The sequence below is a fragment of the Paenibacillus odorifer genome (genome assembly GCF_000758725.1).
GTDB lineage: Bacteria > Bacillota > Bacilli > Paenibacillales > Paenibacillaceae > Paenibacillus_AQ > Paenibacillus_AQ odorifer.
In genome coordinates this window covers 5926411-5945694 of sequence record NZ_CP009428.1, presented here as the reverse complement: position 1 = coordinate 5945694, position 19284 = coordinate 5926411, and the positions used below count along the sequence as shown (strand labels likewise).

The following is a 19284-nucleotide window of genomic DNA, read 5'->3' as shown; positions in this document are numbered from 1 at the left end:
GTTAACACGTGATATAATGAACGATGATGGTTAGGAGACATAGATTCTCCATTTTTAATCCCGAAAGTGAGATGTGCGTTGTGGAATCTTTAACAGCTCTAATTGAACAACTAATTAACGACCGTACTTTGATTACAGCTACCCTAAGTCAAGTGCGTTATAAAGGCGAAAATTGTACCAAGGTGCAGGTTAAACCTGTTGAACTAAAGGGTAAGCTGCATTATCAGTTTGCGTCCTATATTGGTACAAAGGTAGAACATCGCAACGTACCCGCAGAATTGGCGGCGGAAGAGATATCTCTTTTATTTAGAGAAACATATCGGCAAGGCTTGTTGTGTACAGTAGAAGCCGATTATCAGGTGCTTATTAGCAAAAAATTCAAAGTATCAATCCTAACTAAGTCTCCAAGTAAAAAAGAAGAGCCGGATCTAGCTCACAACCGCCGCAAACGTTATGTGCTGGAGGATGGAGAGCCTGTGCCATTTCTGGTGGAGCTTGGCATCATGAACAAAGAAGGCAAAGTGCTGGCCAAAAGATATGATAAATTTCGGCAGATCAATCGTTTTCTGGAGATGGTAGAGGACGTGCTTGCCGATCTGCCAACCGGCCGACCCTTGACGATTGTGGATTTTGGTTGTGGAAAATCATATTTGACCTTTGCACTGTATCACTATCTGACCGTTCGCAAGAAGCGGGAGCTTAATATCATTGGATTAGATTTAAAAGCAGATGTGATTGAGCATTGTAACGAACTTGCTGCCAAAATCGGTTATGATCACTTGAAGTTCTTCGTGGGTGACATTGCTGAGTACAATGAGCTGGAGCAAGTAGACATGGTGATCACACTTCATGCTTGCGACACAGCTACCGATGCTGCCCTTGAAAAAGCAGTACGTTGGGGAGCGTCTGTAATTTTATCTGTGCCTTGCTGCCAGCATGAATTATTCGCACAAATCGAAAATGAAGTAATGAGCCCTATGCTTTCGCATGGCATACTGAAAGAGCGTTTTTCTGCCTTGGCTACAGATGCCATTCGCGCCAAATTGCTCGACATGATGGGCTATAGCAGCCAGCTGCTGGAATTCATCGATCTGGAGAATACGCCGAAGAACATTTTGATTCGTGCCGTTAAGAGTTCAACCGGGGACAACTCCGTCAAATGGCGCGAATACACCGCATTCCGCGATTTTCTGGGAGCAAAACCATACCTCGAACGCGTATGCGCTGATCTGCTTCCCACTGGGAGTTCGGTAGAAGGGTAGAGGGTATTAAGGTAGAGAGCGTAGAACGGTAGGACTGTAGCATGGTAGAACGGTATGACTGTAGAATGGGCACTTATAGGTGCAGGCTAATTCGATAAGTTGTACTTTTTACAACTATATAGCATTTTTAATAGGAAATTGGATAGTACAGCTAGTGCGATCAAATGGTTAGGACGGTACGGCTAGTGTGATCTAATGGTTAGGACGGTGCAGCTAGTGCGATCTAATGGCGAGTTGGTTTAGTTGTACTTTGTGCAACTAAATATGCTCAGAAGCTGCGTTTTAGTGATTTAGTTGCACTTTGTGCACTTAAAAACGAACAATACTCTGCATATGGCGGGATTCTCGAAAAACAGTTGCACAAAGTACAATTAAAGTGGAAGTAAGCGGTGAAAGTACAGGATTAGTTGTACTTTTTACAACTATGTAGCTTTTTTGGATGGGAATTCGGATAGGCAGCTAATGCGATCAAATGGTTAGGACGGTCCGGCTATTGTGATCTAATGGTGAGGACGGTACGGCTAGTGTGATCTAATGGTTAGAACGGTGCAGCTAGTGCGATCTAATGGTTAGGACGGTGCAGCTAGTGCGATCTAATGGCGAGTTGGTTTAGTTGTACTTTGTGCAACTAAATATGCTCAGAAGCTGCGTTTTAGTGATTTAGTTGCACTTTGTACACTTAAAAACGAACAATACTCCGCATATGGCGGGATTCTCGAAAAATAGTTGCAGAAAGTACAATTAAAGTAGAAGTAAGCAGCAAAAGCACGGGATTAGCTGCACTTTTTACAACTATATAGCTTTTTTGGATGGAAATTTGGATAGTACAGCTAGTGCGATCTAATGGTTAGGATGGTGCAGTGAGTGCGATTCAATGATGAGGACGGTACGGCTAGTGCGATCTAATGGTGAGTTGGTTTAGTTGTACTTTGTGCAACTAAATATGCTCTGAAGCTGCGTTTTAGTGATTTAGTTGCACTTTGTACACTTAAAAACGAACAATACTCCCCATACGGCGGGATTCTTGAAAAATAGTTGCACTAAGTGCAATTAAAGTGGAAGTAAGCAGCGAAAGCACGGGATTAGTTGTACTTTTTACAACTATATAGCTTTTTTGAATGAGAATTCGGATAGTACAGCTAGTGCGATCTAATGGTTAGGACGGTACGGCTCCTTTGTGGAGAGGTATCGTCTTTTTGCGTTCTAGTCTTGTATAAGGGAAATGTGGAAAGGATAGAGATAAATTAACGAGTACAGGGGTATCTAAATGTGGCGTTTTAAAAAAGACTGGAGTCTGGAATCATCAATTGCATATATTTGTGGAGGCTTAGTGATAGCGGCTGGGGTGGGTGCTTGTTTGTTGCGGGGATTGTTTTTTACTGATGAGATGTATCCCTTTCTTACCTTATGGTTTGTGCTGTGTTGTGCGTGCTCGCTTTATATTCTTGTTGGGGTTGGCATATGGAGAAGAAGTGGGGGAGGAGTAGGTGCAGGTGCAGTAAGAGGTTTTACGGGAGTCAATGGGGTTAGTAAAGTTAGTGAAGTTAGTCAAGTTAGTGGAGAAAATAGGGCGTTAAGAATATTATTAAGCGTCCCTTTAATTATTCTATCGCTTTATGTGATTCATTGGTTGTGCGGGCCACTTTCTTCCCAGGGAACTATGAATGAAATGCTGCGGTGGGGCTTGTATGCTAGCTTTGCAATATTGGTTTGTTTTTGTGCGGTGAACCTGGTGGGACGCCGGATTTTAAATGTAATTTGGTCTATGCTGGGTATGACTTTATGCCTGAGCGCTTTATTGGCTGTGTGTGGAGTGGTAAAGTTGCCTTTCGCTGTGGCCTACAGCAATTCAGCAGAAGTGAGCGCCACAGGGGTTAGATTAGCAGGATTGATGGAATATCCGAATGCTTTTGGTGCTGTGATGGCTGTTTTTCTGCTGGAACGGCTATTTGCTGTTGCTGTTTATTATGGGGATCCAAAAAAGAGCACGAATATGTTGGGGGCAAGAAGTGTTGGGCTGGGGATGGAGTGCGCAGATGCGGAACGGAGGAGCAGAGGGGAAGAAGGCGTAGAAGCGGAGCAGGGAAAAGCGGGAAGCACGACCGCCGCGCTGCTGCGCTTGCTGCCGCTGTTCCCGTACACCGCCGCGCTGCTCCTCACCGAGTCGCGCGGCGCATGGCTGACGGCGGCTTGCGCCTGCGCCGCCGTCTTGCTCTGGAAGCGGCAGCTAATCGCGCCGCTTCTTGCTGCTGGCGCTGCGCCCGTGGCCGCCGCGGCGCTACTCTACCGCCAACTGGCCCGTGCCGGGTTGGCGGTAGAGCCAGTGCCCGGCCTGCTGTTGCTGGCCGGGCACTGGGCCGGCGCGCTGCTAGCCGGCCTATGGCTGTGCCGCCGCCAGCGCGGCGCGGCGGGCACTGCCCGAGCCGCCATGCTGGCATTGGCGGCGGCAGGTTGGACGGCGGCGGGGATCGCCGTCCTCCTGCACGTGCGCGAGCGGATCACCGGACCGTCATCGACGGTATCCGCGCGCGGGCTGTTCTACCGCGACGCCTGGCGGCTAGCGGTAGAGGCACCTTGGCTGGGACGTGGGGGTGAGACTTGGCGGCATTCATACCTTGCCGCCCAATCTCGCCCTTATGTAGGCAGCCAGGTGCATAATGGATACCTCGACATCCTGTTGAACTTAGGATTCGTTGGTCTTGCAGCCATACTCCTTATGCTGTTGGCAGCAGGCTGGCTGCTGGCTACTAAATCGCCGCGGTTGCTGCCGCCGTTTCTGGTCATCGTCTTGCACAGCGTCGTCGATTTTGATTGGAGCTATGGATTATTTTGGCTGCTGCTATTCTGGCTGCCAGCGATTGCTCTGGCTGAGCATAAGCAGAAACATCAATCTGCGTCTACCCACCCTCAGTCTGAGACCAAGCTGCCAACTCACTCCACATCCACGAACCCGCTCACCAATGTCACTACACCAGCGAATCCACTAATCGCTCACTCCACATCCACGAACCCGCTCACCAATGTCACTACACCTGCGAATCCACTAATCGTTCACTCCACATCTACGAACCGGCTCACCAATGTCTCTACACCAGCGAATCCGCTAATCGCTCACTCCACATCCACGAACCCGCTCACCAATGTCACTACACCTGCGAATCCACTAATCGCTCACTCCACATCCACGAACCCCCTTACCAATGTCTCTACACCAGCGAATCCGCTAATCGCTCACTCCACACCTAAGAAACCACCCCAAATCCGCCTTCGCCGACTAATCGGAACTGCGGCATGTTGTTTTTCGCTTATGCTGGGGGTGCTATCTTTTCACGCCGCTCAAGGAGAGAAGTTCTATCGACAAGCGATTATGTCGGTGGATCCTTCGGTGAAGGTAGAGCTGCTACAGCAATCGCTGGGGTGGAATCCCCGGTCACCTCGAACGGCTATAGCATTATCTAGGCTGCTCTCGGGTGAACAGAGCGTGAGTCTGCTTCGGCAGAGTTTGTTGTATTCTCCCGAGAATGCCAGCTTAAGCTGGGAGCTGGCTGAACGATGGATGAGCAGTGACCATCCGGGGGCAGCGTTATATTGGATAGGCCAGAGCCTTAGGCTGGATAAGTACAACAATGCCAAGTGGGTGAAGGCGATTGAAGGGATGCTTCTTATGGGGCAAAAAAAGCTTGCAGAAGGAAAGCGAAAGGAAGGCCTAGTCTGCGTCGCCTCTGGGAATGAACTTCTTCTGGAATATAGAAAGTTGGCAGAAGAGGAGGCTAATAAAGGAGGGCAACATAATGACCGTGAGTTCCAAATGACAGAACAAGCCGACGACTTGAGTCGACGGCTTAGTATGTTGGCTTTACGATTTTAGCGGACGTGAAATCATCCAGGAGTAGAGAATGGGCACGATAATTGCAAGTACGAGTGCCGTAATAATAAGAAGCTGAGACAAGGCTCCGCTCAAAAAGGCTCCTGCAAAAATAAGTAGGCCACCGATCATCCACATTATCCCGGATAGGCGATGTGTTTTTCGCCATACCTCAGGGTTGGCGAGCGTCCAGGCTGTACGAACCCCAAACAAGTAATTATCTTTTACCTGTGGCATGTAGTTGCCGAGAGCAATGAACATTATTCCGACAGCGCCTATGGCGATCTTCCCAACGTTTATATCTTTACCTAGGCCGTAAGCAATCGACAGCACCAGCATTAGATTAAAAAGCATCCCAATAGCAAGTCTGCTCATGGCATAGGCATTTTCGAATTTTTTGTAATTGTCCCGCTTAGGGTCGATGCTGCGTGTGAACTGCATGATTAGCGGGAGCACAATGCCTAAGATTCCGAACACAAAAATAGCTATATTTTTGTCCCAGTATCTGTTGACCTTACCCGTAATTCCAAACTGTGCTGGTAACTCCTGCGGCAGCTTGCTGTAATTGATCAGAGCGTAGGCTAATGTAGCTAAACCTAATATTACGATGAGGGTATCCTGCCATCTCCATTTGAAATCTTTCATCATTAATCCGCCTCCTTTTTGGAATCGATATCCTGACGTTGCTGCTTTCCGTCCAGCGATTTACTCTCCGTCTCCGTTTGCTTACCTGTACCAGTGAGCTCCAATAACCAACCGAGAACCTCTTCGAGGACTGTGGTGTTTAGCGAGTACATAATAAATTGTCCTTTTCGCTCATCCTGTACCAGATCGGCATGCTTCAGCGCATTCAGATGGTGAGAAATGCTTGGCTTAGACATGTTGAAAAAATCTGCGATTTCACCTGCGGTTCGATCTTTCTCCCTTAGTAACCGAATGATTTGGCGACGGGTAGGATCAGCTAGTGCTTTAAAGGATTCATTCATATTCCACCCTGCCTTTCGATATTTAAATAATTATCTAAATATATAATAGCTCTTCACTTTCATAGCTGTCAATGCAGTATTCACTTAGCAATAGCGTGTGTAAAAGTGTCACCGAATCTTTAAAATTAACTGCCGTCCAAAGCCGACTCCTGTTAATACTAACGATGGGCATGCATTCCTTGATGCACCGAACATACGATGCAGAGGAGCAGATATATGATACTAACCAATAAAGTCGCAATTGTTACAGGTGCAGGATCGGGGATTGGAGAAGCGATTGCTCTTCTTTTTGCCCAACAGGGGGCTAAAGTGATTGCTGCGGATATCCATCTGGACAATGTAGAAGCGGTGGCAAAAAAGGCAGAAACGGGTGAGGGACACGGAGTTATCTATCCCGTAAAGGCAGATGTCTCGAAGGAAGAGGACACACAGCGAATGATTGATGCCGCAACCACACAGTTTGGAGGCCTTCATATCCTTGTTAACAATGCCGGTATTATGGATAAAATGACGCCAGCGCACGAGATCACTGATGACATGTGGGAGCAGGTGCTTGCGGTCAACGTAACCGGTCCGATGAGAGCCATTCGTAAGGTTTTGCCGATTTTTATGGCGCAGGAAAGCGGATGTATCATCAATGTAGCCTCTATTGGCGGCTTAGCGGGCTCGCGTGCGGGAGTGGCTTATACTTCCTCTAAACATGCTGTAATCGGGATGACCAAAAATATAGGATTTCAATACGCTAAGCTTGGGATTCGCTGTAATGCCATAGCGCCGGGCGGAGTAAAGACAAATATTGATCTGTCTGATCCAAGTCCTTTTGGGAGTCAAAAAGCGGGCGAAGGTATGGCGTCGATGCCACGGACAGGGGAAAGCAGTGAGATTGCTTCGGTAGTCTTATTTTTGGCTTCAGATGCTGCAAGCTTTTTGAATGGATCGGTGATAACGGCTGATGCCGGTTGGATGGCTTATTAATTGAGCGCAGATAAAAAGGTGTTCATTTTCCCTTTATTGGTGGAATTTGTTCACCTTTTTTGTTTATGCCTGTTACTCAAACTCTTTTTAAGTGTGGATTGGAAGATAGAAGCTGCTTGCCGCGTAAGTAGAAGTGATAAGGTTGCTTGTGCTAGAATAGGCTAAGAGAAACTGGAAAATATAGCAGAGCGGCAAAGCTTTTAAAAATATAAGAAAGTATAAGATTAGTATCTATGCTTTTATGTTCTTATATTTCACTCGCTTAAACGCTTAGCGTCTTATAAAGATGCCAAAGGCGATTAGCTTGATACATGTAGCCATATTCTGCGGAAAAGGGAGGAGGAGCACGTTTGCATTTTATTTCTGATCTGATCTCGACATTATTTGAATGGATTCAGAGTCTTGGTTATTTTGGGATTATGATCGGACTGATGATTGAAGTTATTCCGAGTGAAATTGTATTGGCTTTCGGTGGTTTCTTGGTATGGAGTGGAGATATTAATTTTTTCGGCGCAGTATTGTTTGGTACGATAGGCGGAGTGATTGCCCAGATCTTTGTATATTGGATTGGCCGTTATGGGGGCAGGCCTGTACTGGAGAAATACGGGAAATATATTCTTATCCAAAAGAAGCATATTGATCATTCGGAAGAGTGGTTCAATAAATATGGGACAGGCGTAATCTTTACGGCACGCTTTATTCCCGTTGTTCGCCATGCCATTTCCGTTCCAGCGGGGATTTCTCGTATGCCTTTAGGTAAGTTCACTTTATTGACTACACTTGCTGTTATTCCATGGAGTGCTTTGTTTGTATATCTCGGTATGACATTGGGGAATAAGTGGGAAGATATTGACGAAGTAGCAGCTAAGTACACCAACGAAATTATTCTTGTAGCGTTAGCACTAATCATCATTTATTTTGTGTATAAGTGGTTTAAATCCAAGAAGAGAGGGACTGCAAAATGAAACCGAATGTAGCTCATAAATTTGGAAAAGGTCTTACACCGCGCCAATTTGTAGAAAGCATGACGAAGAACCAGCAGGCTTTTGAATCCTGGTATGAGAAGTTTTCTTGGGAAGATGAGAGCGACAAGGAATATTTCGAAAGTCTGAACCATCGTGACGATTTGCGGGTACTTATCCTTGCCGCTGATTGGTGTGGAGATGTAGTACGTAATGTCCCTGCGGTTTTCCGTATTTTGGAGACTGCCGGAATGAAGACAGAGGTATTCATTTTGGAAGAGAATCAGGAGCTTATGGATGAATTCTTGACCATGGGCGGAAGATCTGTTCCGATTGTGATCTTTGCGGATACCGGCGGATACGTGCTTGGACATTGGGGTCCTCGTCCAGAGCATGTGCAGAGCCTAATGAGAGAGTTCAAACGTGAGAATCCTGATCGTGAGGCTGCTGATTACGACAGCAAAATCGCAGAAGTACGTAAGGCTATGGGGCATGCTTATGGGGAAGGAACGGAATCACAGGCAGTTATCGCAAAAGAGCTGCGTAGTCTGATTTCCGGATTCTAGACCGATGCTAAATATACGTTCGTTTAATTTAGGTCCGCTTCAGACCAATGCCTACTTGCTGACAGGTGCGGATCCAACGAAGGGAATCATTATTGATCCCGGCATGAATCCTGCGGCATTAGTGCGGAGTATCGAAGGGATGGAGATCGAGGCTATTTTGCTAACGCATGCGCACTTTGACCATATGGGCGGCGTAGACGAAATTCGTAAAGCTAAGAAATGTCCTGTTTATTTACATCCACTAGAAAGTGAATGGCTCAGCAGCCCTAAGCTGAATGGTTCATTGATGTGGACTGATATTTCGCCTCCTCTGACTACAGATCCTGCAGAGTATGATCTGGCAGAAGGACAAGTTCTGCAATTCATCGGACATACCTTCCGGGTGTACCACACACCTGGGCACTCTCCGGGCAGTGTCAGCTTCCTATGCGGGAATGATTTATTCTCTGGAGATGTACTGTTTAAGATGGGAGTTGGGCGCACCGATTTGCCTGGTGGCAGAGAACGTGATTTGTTCGATTCTATTCGTGGCAAGCTGTACAAAATGGATGATGGAGTGAAGGTTTATCCAGGTCACGGCTCACGAACAACTATCGGTTTTGAAAAAGTTCGTAACCCTTATATTCCTCAATAAACAGTCATTCTAGTAGAACTGACAAGAATCGGGGAATTTTTGATAGACAAAGGGATACAAAAGGACTACACTATTGTTAATTAAATGTAACATTAACCTCGCGAAGCACGCAGACTGCGGAATTAATCCCGGTTTGCGTTCTTTTTTTTGTCTACATATAGGTTTAAAAGCATGGGGGGAAATAGATTGGAGAAGAATATGTATTACCCGTTGGATTACGGATGGTATGACTCCAAGGAGAAATGGACTAGTTTTTGCAGCAGTAAATGCCAATGTTTTTCAGAATGTTCTGGAAGGGGAGGTTTTTGTACTTCCATAGAACGCAGGGACATACAATCTGAGAATAAGGATGGGAGAATACCAGTGGTTTCAGGAGGCGAGCCCAGAAGAACGCCTCTTTTTTGGCATTTTCCAGCAGAAGCAGGATTGCTTCAGCCATGGCGGCGTAAGCTCTGGGAGCTCAAAAAATAATATTAAAACGGAATGAACGAATCACTATACATAATCGTATTACAAATAAGAACTAATCCTGAATGGAGGGGCAGATGAGCGATCAGGCGCTGGAGAAAATCAGGCAGGCACAGCAGGGAGATACTTCAGCACTGTCTTCACTGCTGCGAGAACATTATACTTTTTTGTTCAAATATTTACTTAAAGTGACTATGGACCCGTTACTGGCAGAGGATCTTGTACAGGACACGATGGTCAGATGTATGGAAAAAATCAATACCTATAACGGTTCTTCTTCGTTCTCCTCTTGGTTAATCACCATAGCTACCAGAATATTCATCGATCGAAAGCGGCGCTGGAAACGTGAGGCAGATTGGAAGAAACGGGAACAACAGGCCCAGGGCACCCGTTCGATTCGTTGGCGGTTTGAAAGCAGGGGGGAAGAATGGAGTGAAGTACTCGATTCCATCTCCAAGCTACCCTCTGCTCAGAGGGTAGCTGTGCTGCTGAAGCATTATTATGGCTATAGCTATGAAGAAATCGGTGTGATCATGCAAATTCCTTCAGGCACGGTCAAATCGCGTGTATCCCTTGGTCTTAACCAATTGCGAAAGGAGCTGAATGAGGATGGAGAAGGATAAGGAGCCAGAACTGTATTTGCACAAGCTTACTGAAGAGCTTGTGCGTTTGGATGCGCAATATGATGACATCACCCCACCTTCGTTACAGGAACTGGAGTGGTTAATGGCTGATGCAGCTGTGCACAGAAAGAGAAGGGAACGTAAAGAACTACTGTTATTCTGGGGGGTCTCATTGATCCTGATCTGCGCATTTCTATCCATTCTCACTTCTGCACCCATGATCTATTGGATTATCCAGGCGATCATTCCTGTTGTAGGACTGGGTGGCTTAGGGATCGCCAGGATCAGAAGAAATAGAGAAGGTGTACAAGAATGAATGAGCTACAGGATGTGCCTCTTTGGTTGTGGTTTGGCATAGCAGTAGCATTAATGCTGCAAGGGACCTTACTGTTCCGGGATGCAAGACGGCGCGGAAAAAAAGCTTGGTTCTGGGGATTGTGGGCGATTACTACAGTTCCGTCCCCAGCATTAGTCTATTTACTCGTTGTCATACTTCCTGACCGACGTAGAAGGAAGAAGCAGTTGTAAAGCTTTAGTAAGAAGCTCGTTCCTTTCATCCTATTACAAGGAGTGGTACTTCATGGAAGAGGTAAAATGGGGTTTAATCATGCCGTTAATTATTCTTCAGGCTTTGCTTGCAATTATTGGACTGATATCACTGGCCAAAGCGGATAACGTTCGTGGCCCAAAATGGATGTGGATTATTATCATTATTTGCGGAAATATATTAGGTAGCGTAGCTTATTTCACAATAGGAAGGAAAGATGTCTGATGTCACTCCTTCAAGTTATGAATTTGCGCAAAAGCTATGGGGCGCATATTTCCGTAAATGATATAAGCTTTGAAATTGAGAAAGGACGGTGCGTCGCTTTATTGGGGCCTAACGGTGCTGGGAAAACGACCACACTTCGTATGCTGGCAGGGCTGCTTGAACCCACCTCTGGCATGATTTCATTTGAGGGGAGCCGTCCTGGAGCCGAATATCGCAGAGGATTAGGATATGTGCCACAGTCTCCAGCTTTTTATGGGTGGATGACTGGACATGAGTATGTTGTTTTCGCTGCAAAGCTTAGTGGAATGGGAACTAAAGACGCAACCAGCAGGGCATTGGAATCGCTCGAGCGTGTAGGGCTTAAAGGTGATGCTCGTCGCCGGATTGGTGGATACTCCGGCGGGATGAAACAGCGGCTGGGTCTGGCTCAGGCGCTTGTGCATCGGCCTCGTCTGTTATTGCTTGATGAGCCTGTATCTGCACTTGATCCGATTGGCCGCAGAGAAGTAATGGGACTGGTGCGGGAAATACGTGAGGAGACAACTGTAGTTTTCTCTACACATGTGCTGCATGATGCAGAAGAAATTTGCGATGATATTATTTTAATGAATCAAGGCTTGATTGCTGAGAAGGGATCTTTATCACAGCTTCGTTCACAATACAGCCTTCCTGTTATTCGTTTACGTACGGAGAAGCAAGAAAAAGCTATTCAGTGGCTGGAGTCTCTTGCTGCCAAACCGTTTGTACTGGAGACTCAGTTGTTCGGAGATCATGCCATTTTTAATGTCAACGATGTAGACATGGCCCGTTGGACGATTCTGCAAGAAGCGGCGCAGCTCGAAATTCCATTACTGCAATTTGAAGCGGGTTCTTCCACGTTAGAGGATTTATTTATGAAGGTGGTGGGAGTATGAGAAGCGCCTGGGTCCTTTATCGCAAAGAAATGCTCGAAATGGCTCGCAGTTATAAGTTAATCTGGATACCTGTCGTTTTTATCCTATTAGGCATTATGCAGCCGTTAACTACTTATTATTTGCCGGAAATATTAAAAGCTTCAGGTGATGTTCCTCCAGGTCTCCTAGAGGGGTATGAAATACCGAGTGCCGCAGCTGTGATGGCGCAATCTTTGGGACAGTACGGAACAATCGGAATGTTAGTATTGGCGCTTGGCGCGATGAATGTTTTAGCTGGTGAGCGCTATAGCGGAACTATGGAATTAATTCTGGTAAGGCCGGTTTCTCCAGCCGCAATAGTGTTGGCTAAATGGGCAGCACAGCTGACCCTGTTGATCGTTGCTCTAGGATTAGGTGCAGCGGGCGCTGCTTACTACACGGAGCAGTTGATTGGTTCACTATCTTGGGGAGATGTCATCGCAGCTGCTGGAGTATATGGATTGTGGCTGTTATGTGCTGTCTCAGCTACGTTGTTGTTTAGTGGGTTTTTAAAATCCCCAGTTGCCGCTTTTTTAGCATTGGTGCTAATGGCAGCATTATCATTAGGCCAAAGCTTATTGCCTTCATGGTTTGAATGGGCACCTGCGGGGCTTGCCGGGTTGTCGGCTGAAATCCTTATGGCTGGAGAAGGATTCAGGGTTGGACCCTATCTTTCAGCAGCTATTTTGATCTTGATTTGTTTAGTGGGTGCTGCACTTTTGACAAGGAAGAATAACTTAACCGCTTGAAACTTAAGTTATGTTTTTATTAAATATAGTATATTTTCATAGAATTTGTAGGATCGGCCAGCCTTCAACTAGACAGTTCTATCTTTTTTTAGTAGACTGTTGAAACAAGCAAAATCTTGAAAGATTTTGGGGTTAGGAGGTAGGGCGATGCTGCGTTTAGGAGAGAAGATTGTCATTGTTGCGGACGCTTTCGAGCAGAGTCTTCCTATCGGGGAATACGGCTACCTAATTGCTTACGACCGCAATCCCGATAATGCGTTTGACTATGTTATTCGTGTACCAGAGGCGAATAGGAACTTTTATGTTCCGGCTGAGGACATTGAGGCGGAAGAACATTTATTAGTAGCTGAGGCTGAAAGAGCAACGCATGAAGCGTTGATTGATTACGCTTTGTCCACGTACAATGAGAAGCTGTTCCATCATTTGATGAACGGTGAAGATATGGATATAGAAGAGACGGAATCAACGTCAAGCGAAAGCATGTCCCAAGCGGATTTCATCAAACAAGTGAATCTTCGAGCTTGGATTTAAGGAAGGCCGGCGCAAGCCGGCTTTTTTGTTTTGTCATAAAAAGTATTTCCCCCACATTAATCCTCTGAATTTACACATCATTTTCAAAATCTTTTCTTTTATTCCTTCTTTATAGTTTTCGAAAGTTTGTTTTTTATTTTTTTGGTATACAACCAATCTCCTGTTTTATGTATCTAAATTATTGAGAGCCGAATACGAGAATGCAGATCTGCGGTATAGGCGTTTTAACTTAAATAAAGGAGAACCTCAAGTGAAGATGATAACCGCTGTTCAAAAAGCGAGAAATGGCGATAAAGAAGCGTTTATCCAGCTATGCCGGCAGATTGAACCTGAAATGTACGGCATGGCCCGATCTATTTTGGGCAGGGACGAGGAATGTGCAGACGCCATGCAGGAAGCCACCCTAAAGGCTTACCGGTCTATCCATGGATTGCGGCAACCAGAATTTTTCAAGACATGGATGCTTCGCATCCTTATAAACGAATGTCATAAGCTCCAACGCAAGCGGACAAATATTGTGGAGTTTGGAGATCCCCTTACTGCTTTGGAATGCCATTCCTCCGGTGCAGAATATGAGAAAATTGAGCTGCGGGAAGCAGTGGAACGATTGGATACTTCGCTCCAGACCGTGATATCGCTGCATTATTTTCAGGACATGCCCGTTAAGCAAATTGCCGATCTTCTGAATATTTCCGAAACGGCAGTCAAATCGCGCCTCTACAGAGCAAGAAAAAACTTATTGAATGGATTCTAATGATATTTAGAAAGGATGGAACAGATGAAGAAGAGAACAGCGCAAGAGCTTGAATTGCTTTTGAAAGATATGGACATCCTCCCGGCAAATGAGCTTCCCTCTATGATTCGCCAACGTCAAGAGGATACGTATACAATGCTGGATCATGTGAAGATAAAGAGATCCACGCACAAATTTCGTAATGTTAAGAGGACAGCGCTTGGCTTCGGGGCAGCTCTTGTTTTGGGGGTTATCGTGCTTGGAAGCGGCTTTACTTCTCCCGCATTGGCTAGGTCGCTGGAACGTATTCCGTTAGTCAATAGTATTTTTGAGCTCGCAGGTGATATGGGACTTCAAGCGGCGAGTCGCCAAGGCTTAACGACTGCAGTTGATACCAGTGATCAGGTTCAAGATGTTATTATCCGTGCTAATGAAGTTATATATGACGGCACACGGCTTTCTGTAGCATTGAAACTTGAAGGTGAAGATGAAGAGGGAATATTCAGTGGAGACATTCAGGATTTGCAGGTATTTATTGATGGACAGCCTTTAAACGCTGCTGGGGAGGAAGAAGAGGATTCTTTTAAACACAATATTGGCCTTATCCTTTCTCCGGGAGTAGATGAACAATCGTTGATTTTGCAATTTTCAGAGAAATCCTATGATGAGGGAGGCATTACTTTACCAGAGCAGTTCCAAATGACAGTAAAAGGTCGTCTGTCCGGAATCGATGATGATTTTCAAATTGAAATTCCTGTAAAAAAGGATACGAGTCATAATATTGTTCAGCAACCCGGAATCAGTCAAACTTACAATGATGTAACGACCACAGTGGAGAAGATTACACAGACTCCGGCAACTACACAAATACGGATGAGTGCTGTAGCCCTCGAGGGTATTCCTTATACTTATCTGACAGATACCAATAACCTGGCATTAAATTATGAAGTCTATGATGATAAAGGTAACCTGTTGCAATATGTAAACGGCAGCAATGGTTGGTCGGATTCGAAAAAGATAGATGACACAATCCATTATAGTCTTAAAGAGGATGTTAATATTGTACCGCTGCCCAAGGATGTAAAAGCACTGACAATCAAAACCTTTTTCTACAAATATACTGGAGAGGGTAGTGGAAAACGAAATTTGCTAGACAATAATGGATACCCGGCAGTCGAATATATTCCGCAGCTGGAAATGACAATCCCTATATATTGATGAACGATACGCTCCTTTAAAATGTGTAGGAATCCCCTTCACTTTGATAAAGGAGCGTTTGTTTTACAGCCCATCATTGAATTGTCCAAGCTTCTACAATATAATTAAAAACGTTATCCGGGCGCTTTAGCCCTTTAAACAGGAGGGATTTTTCTTATGAGCATTACCGTTAAAGATGTGCAGCATGTGGCCAAGCTGGCTCGTCTGCAGCTGAGCCCGGAAGAAGAGGCAACCTTTACAGAACAAATGAATGCTATTTTACAATATGCCGAGAAATTAAATGAGCTAGATACGGAGAATGTAAAGCCGACCACGCATGTGCTGCAAGTCAGCAATGTAATGCGGGAGGATGTTGTGAAGGATAGCCTTACGCAAGAGGAAGCACTTCTTAACGCTCCAGATGATGAAGACGGACATTTCAAGGTTCCAGCTGTTTTGGAATAACTACATAATTAGAAAGGGGGAAGAATCTTGAGCCTGTTTCAAAATCGATTGCCTGAAGTACACCGCATGTTAACTGCTAAAGAGGTATCGGTCAGTGAACTGACTGAAGAATCGCTGGCGATTATCGCTGAGCGGGATAAGAACGTAAATGCATTTTTGACCTTGAACGAGGAGGGCGCACGTGCGACAGCACGCGCTTTGGACGATAAACTGGCATCCGGAGCAGCACGTGGATTGCTATTTGGTCTTCCTGCCGGAATCAAGGATAATATTGTAACTAAAGGCCTGCGCACAACTTGTGCCAGCCAATTTTTGAGCGATTTCCAGCCGATTTATAACGCTACTGTAGCTTCTAAATTGCAGCAGGCAGATGCCGTAACAATCGGTAAATTAAATATGGATGAATTCGCAATGGGCGGATCTAATGAGAATTCAAGCTTTGGTCCTGTACGCAATCCTTGGGATTTAGAACGTGTGCCGGGCGGTTCCAGTGGCGGATCTGCTGCAGCAGTAGCTGCGGGCGAAGTGTTCTTCTCACTAGGTTCGGATACTGGGGGTTCCATCCGCCAGCCAGCTTCCTATTGTGGTGTTGTAGGTCTCAAACCTACTTACGGTCTTGTATCACGTTACGGGCTGGTAGCCTTTGCTTCCTCACTCGATCAGATAGGACCATTAACACGTAATGTAGAGGATTCTGCCTATGTGCTTCAAGCGATTGCTGGTTATGATGCCCAAGACTCTACTTCTGCTAAAGTAGAAATTCCTGATTATTTGAGTTCACTGACTGGTGATGTTTCCGGACTTCGCATTGCTGTACCTAAGGAATATTTGGGAGCAGGTGTCGATGCTTCTGTGCGTGAGACAGTCTTGTCTGCACTTAAAGTGCTGGAAGGAATGGGTGCTGTCTGGGAGGAAGTATCATTACCGCATACGGAATACGCAGTAGCAGCTTATTATTTGCTGTCCTCTTCGGAAGCTTCATCTAACCTTGCGCGTTTTGACGGTGTGCGTTATGGCGCACGTGTAGATGAAGGCGGAGGATTGCTTGATCTATATCTTAATTCCCGCAGCCGCGGCTTTGGCCCTGAGGTCAAACGCCGTATTATGTTGGGTACTTATGCACTCAGCTCCGGGTATTACGATGCTTACTATTTAAAAGCACAAAAGGTACGCACTTTGATTAAACAGGACTTTGATGACATCTTTAAAAAATATGATGTGGTCATCGGGCCAACAGCGCCAACGACAGCATTCAAATTGGGCTCACAGACTGAAGATCCGCTGACCATGTATCTGAACGATATTCTCACGATTCCTGTAAGCTTGGCGGGTATTCCTGCTGTGAGCGTTCCGTGTGGTTTTGCGGAAGGCATGCCTGTAGGTCTGCAAATTATCGGTAAGGAATTTGACGAGAGCACGATTCTGCGTGTCGCTCATGCCTTTGAACAAAATACAGATCATCACAAGCAGCGTCCACAGCTGTAGTAAAGGAGGGAATGGGATTACTTATGTCTAAATACGAAACGGTCATCGGCTTGGAAGTTCACGTAGAGCTTCATACCAACTCCAAAATCTTTTGCGGATGCTCCACTGAATTTGGAGCCCCACCTAACACTCATACCTGTCCTGTCTGCTTGGGTCACCCCGGCGTATTGCCAGTGCTCAACAAACAAGCGGTAGAATACGCTATGAAAGCAGCGATGGCGCTAAATTGCACCATTGGTGATGTTAGCAAATTCGACCGCAAGAACTATTTTTACCCGGATTCACCAAAAGCTTATCAGATTTCACAATTTGATCAGCCTATCGGGCTGAACGGTTGGATCGACATTGAAGTTAATGGAGAGACCAAACGGATCGGCATTACTCGTCTTCATTTGGAAGAGGATGCAGGTAAGCTTACGCACGTAGATGGCGGTTTTGCCTCGCTTGTCGATTTTAACCGGGTGGGAACACCGCTTATCGAAATCGTATCCGAGCCTGATCTGCGCTCTCCTGAGGAAGCTCGTGCTTATCTGGAGAAAATCCGTGCGATTATGCAGTATTGTGACGTATCCGATGTCAAGATGGAAGAAGGATCGATGCGCTGTGACGCGAACATCAGTCTACGCCCAGAAGGACAAGAGGAATTCGGCATTAGAGCAGAGCTTAAGAACATGAACTCCTTCCGCGGTGTATTGCGTGGACTGGAGTATGAGCAATATCGTCAGGCTGAGATCCTGGATGATGGTGGAGTTGTTGTGCAAGAGACTCGCCGCTGGGATGAAGCACAAGGGAAAACATTATCGATGCGCGGGAAAGAAGAAGCGCATGATTATCGTTACTTCCCGGACCCGGACTTGATCGTTCTGCATATTGATGATGCTTGGAAAGAATCCATTCGTTCAACGATTCCAGAACTTCCGGATGCACGGAAAGCTCGTTATAGCGAGGAACTGGGCCTGACAGCTTATGATGCAGGCGTTATTACATCCTCTAAACTGTTAGCGGACTTTTTCGAAGGATGTCTTGCCTATACGCAGGATGCCAAGGCTGTAGCTAACTGGATTATGGGTGACTTGCTTGCCTATTTGAATGGTAATAATCTGGAGTTGTCGCAGGTACAAATTACACCACAAGGGCTAGGCGAGATGATCGGACTGATTGCAGCCGGAACCATCAGCAGCAAAATCGCTAAAACAGTATTTAAAGAAATGCTAGAGAGCGGTAAACTGCCAGCTGTTATCGTTGAGGAAAAAGGTCTGGTGCAGATCAGCGATGAAGGTGCTATTAAAGGGATTGTGGAAGCAGTCGTAGCCGCCAATCCGCAATCTGTGGAAGATTATAAAGCAGGTAAACAGAAAGCAATCGGCTTCCTGGTCGGACAAGTTATGAAAGAAAGTAAAGGTAAGGCGAATCCGGGTCTTGCTAATAAACTTCTCATCGAGGTATTGAGCAGCTAAACGCTTGTCGTCCATAAAAGGACGCCGAAGGCGTTTATACTTGGGGTAATATACTTATGTAATAAGCTAAGGGCTTGTCGGCAACGGCAGGCCCTTAGCGGCATATAAGGGGACTGGTTAGGATGAATACAATTAACAAGCTAAATCTGCAGGATGAAAGCACCGTTAATGAATTATGGAGTCTTCAGCATAAGGCCTATAGACTGGAAGCTGAACTAATCGGCTTTCGTGAAATTCCACCTTTGATGGAGACGAGAGAAATGCTCAGCAGCTCTAAAGAGGATTTTTATGGCTGCTTCGATAAAGATGAGGAACTAATGGGTGCTGTTGCTGTAGAGGAAGAATCTCCTGGCAAATTGACGATTACACGAATGATGGTGGGGCCGGACTTTTTTCGCAGAGGTATTGCTAGCCATCTTTTGGAATATGTATTTGAGCATTTTGCAAGGATGGAGCAATTCATTGTGTCGACAGGCAAAAAGAATACACCCGCCGTTTCGTTGTACAGTAAACATGGCTTTATGCCCACCGGTGTGGAGGAAGTCGCTCCAGGAGTTGAATTGATTGAATTTCATCGGAGTGGTTCTCTTTGAAAAAAGATATTCATAGACAACTATTTACG

The 19284-nt window shown here is 45.7% G+C and carries 21 protein-coding genes; 19 read left to right on the top strand and 2 right to left on the bottom strand.

Annotation, left to right across the window (positions count from 1 at the left end; translation table 11 throughout):
- Positions 1 to 71 precede the first annotated feature (71 nt).
- Positions 72 to 1262: a class I SAM-dependent methyltransferase gene (locus tag PODO_RS25925; protein WP_036680195.1), complete on the top strand. Its 1191-nt coding sequence runs from the start codon at positions 72 to 74 to the stop codon at positions 1260 to 1262.
- 1267 nt (positions 1263 to 2529) lie between these two features.
- Positions 2530 to 5130, top strand: coding sequence for an O-antigen ligase family protein (locus PODO_RS30235; protein ID WP_052097332.1), 2601 nt, complete (start codon positions 2530 to 2532; stop codon positions 5128 to 5130).
- On the opposite strand, the gene PODO_RS25915 is transcribed toward PODO_RS30235, so the two are convergent.
- On the bottom strand, positions 5119 to 5775 hold the full coding sequence (locus tag PODO_RS25915; protein WP_052097330.1) for an SdpI family protein: 657 nt from the start codon (positions 5773 to 5775) through the stop codon (positions 5119 to 5121). The genes PODO_RS30235 and PODO_RS25915 overlap by 12 nt on opposite strands.
- Positions 5775 to 6113, bottom strand: coding sequence for an autorepressor SdpR family transcription factor (locus tag PODO_RS25910; RefSeq protein ID WP_051491108.1), 339 nt, complete (start codon positions 6111 to 6113; stop codon positions 5775 to 5777). The genes PODO_RS25915 and PODO_RS25910 overlap by 1 nt, the downstream gene beginning before the upstream one ends.
- Positions 6114 to 6329: 216 nt before the next feature.
- On the opposite strand from PODO_RS25910, the gene PODO_RS25905 reads away from it, so the two are divergent.
- The 17 genes from PODO_RS25905 (at position 6330) to PODO_RS25820 (ending at position 19255) form a co-directional block, all read left to right on the top strand.
- A complete protein-coding gene (locus PODO_RS25905) occupies positions 6330 to 7088 on the top strand; it encodes a glucose 1-dehydrogenase (protein ID WP_038573314.1) in 759 nt (252 codons plus the stop codon).
- A gap of 350 nt (positions 7089 to 7438) precedes the next feature.
- Positions 7439 to 8053 (top strand): undecaprenyl phosphate transporter UptA, encoded by a 615-nt coding sequence (gene uptA / locus PODO_RS25900; RefSeq protein ID WP_036680184.1) that lies wholly within the window; start codon positions 7439 to 7441, stop codon positions 8051 to 8053.
- Positions 8050 to 8616: a thioredoxin family protein gene (locus tag PODO_RS25895; protein WP_038573311.1), complete on the top strand. Its 567-nt coding sequence runs from the start codon at positions 8050 to 8052 to the stop codon at positions 8614 to 8616. Before uptA ends, PODO_RS25895 begins: the two co-directional genes overlap by 4 nt.
- 4 nt (positions 8617 to 8620) lie before the next feature.
- The gene (locus tag PODO_RS25890; protein WP_038573310.1) at positions 8621 to 9250 is read left to right on the top strand and encodes an MBL fold metallo-hydrolase; all 630 of its coding nucleotides are present in this window, start codon (positions 8621 to 8623) and stop codon (positions 9248 to 9250) included.
- Between the two features lie 545 nt (positions 9251 to 9795).
- Positions 9796 to 10341, top strand: a complete 546-nt coding sequence (sigY, locus tag PODO_RS25880) for an RNA polymerase sigma factor SigY (RefSeq protein ID WP_036680178.1) — start codon at positions 9796 to 9798, stop codon at positions 10339 to 10341.
- Positions 10328 to 10657 (top strand): YxlC family protein, encoded by a 330-nt coding sequence (locus tag PODO_RS25875; protein ID WP_038573305.1) that lies wholly within the window; start codon positions 10328 to 10330, stop codon positions 10655 to 10657. Before sigY ends, PODO_RS25875 begins: the two co-directional genes overlap by 14 nt.
- On the top strand, positions 10654 to 10869 hold the full coding sequence (locus PODO_RS25870; protein ID WP_036680176.1) for a hypothetical protein: 216 nt from the start codon (positions 10654 to 10656) through the stop codon (positions 10867 to 10869). Before PODO_RS25875 ends, PODO_RS25870 begins: the two co-directional genes overlap by 4 nt.
- A 52-nt stretch (positions 10870 to 10921) precedes the next feature.
- On the top strand, positions 10922 to 11113 hold the full coding sequence (locus tag PODO_RS25865) for a PLDc N-terminal domain-containing protein (RefSeq protein WP_036680175.1): 192 nt from the start codon (positions 10922 to 10924) through the stop codon (positions 11111 to 11113).
- Between the two features lie 17 nt (positions 11114 to 11130).
- Complete coding sequence (locus PODO_RS25860; RefSeq protein WP_244886395.1) at positions 11131 to 12027, top strand: ABC transporter ATP-binding protein; 897 nt, start codon at positions 11131 to 11133, stop codon at positions 12025 to 12027.
- Positions 12024 to 12794, top strand: a complete 771-nt coding sequence (locus tag PODO_RS25855; RefSeq protein WP_036680172.1) for an ABC transporter permease subunit — start codon at positions 12024 to 12026, stop codon at positions 12792 to 12794. Before PODO_RS25860 ends, PODO_RS25855 begins: the two co-directional genes overlap by 4 nt.
- A 147-nt stretch (positions 12795 to 12941) precedes the next feature.
- Positions 12942 to 13325, top strand: coding sequence for a hypothetical protein (locus PODO_RS25850; protein WP_036680170.1), 384 nt, complete (start codon positions 12942 to 12944; stop codon positions 13323 to 13325).
- Between the two features lie 256 nt (positions 13326 to 13581).
- On the top strand, positions 13582 to 14079 hold the full coding sequence (locus PODO_RS25845; protein WP_036680329.1) for a sigma-70 family RNA polymerase sigma factor: 498 nt from the start codon (positions 13582 to 13584) through the stop codon (positions 14077 to 14079).
- A 24-nt stretch (positions 14080 to 14103) separates the two neighbouring features.
- Complete coding sequence (locus PODO_RS25840; RefSeq protein WP_038573301.1) at positions 14104 to 15276, top strand: DUF4179 domain-containing protein; 1173 nt, start codon at positions 14104 to 14106, stop codon at positions 15274 to 15276.
- 156 nt (positions 15277 to 15432) lie between these two features.
- Positions 15433 to 15720 carry an Asp-tRNA(Asn)/Glu-tRNA(Gln) amidotransferase subunit GatC gene (gatC, locus tag PODO_RS25835; protein ID WP_036680166.1) on the top strand — a complete coding sequence of 96 codons (288 nt, stop codon included), beginning with the start codon at positions 15433 to 15435 and terminating at the stop codon, positions 15718 to 15720.
- A 27-nt stretch (positions 15721 to 15747) separates the two neighbouring features.
- Positions 15748 to 17205, top strand: a complete 1458-nt coding sequence (gatA, locus tag PODO_RS25830; RefSeq protein ID WP_036680165.1) for an Asp-tRNA(Asn)/Glu-tRNA(Gln) amidotransferase subunit GatA — start codon at positions 15748 to 15750, stop codon at positions 17203 to 17205.
- 11 nt (positions 17206 to 17216) lie between these two features.
- Positions 17217 to 18662, top strand: coding sequence for an Asp-tRNA(Asn)/Glu-tRNA(Gln) amidotransferase subunit GatB (gatB, locus tag PODO_RS25825; protein ID WP_036680163.1), 1446 nt, complete (start codon positions 17217 to 17219; stop codon positions 18660 to 18662).
- A gap of 122 nt (positions 18663 to 18784) precedes the next feature.
- Positions 18785 to 19255, top strand: a complete 471-nt coding sequence (locus tag PODO_RS25820) for a GNAT family N-acetyltransferase (protein ID WP_038573299.1) — start codon at positions 18785 to 18787, stop codon at positions 19253 to 19255.
- Positions 19256 to 19284 lie beyond the last annotated feature (29 nt).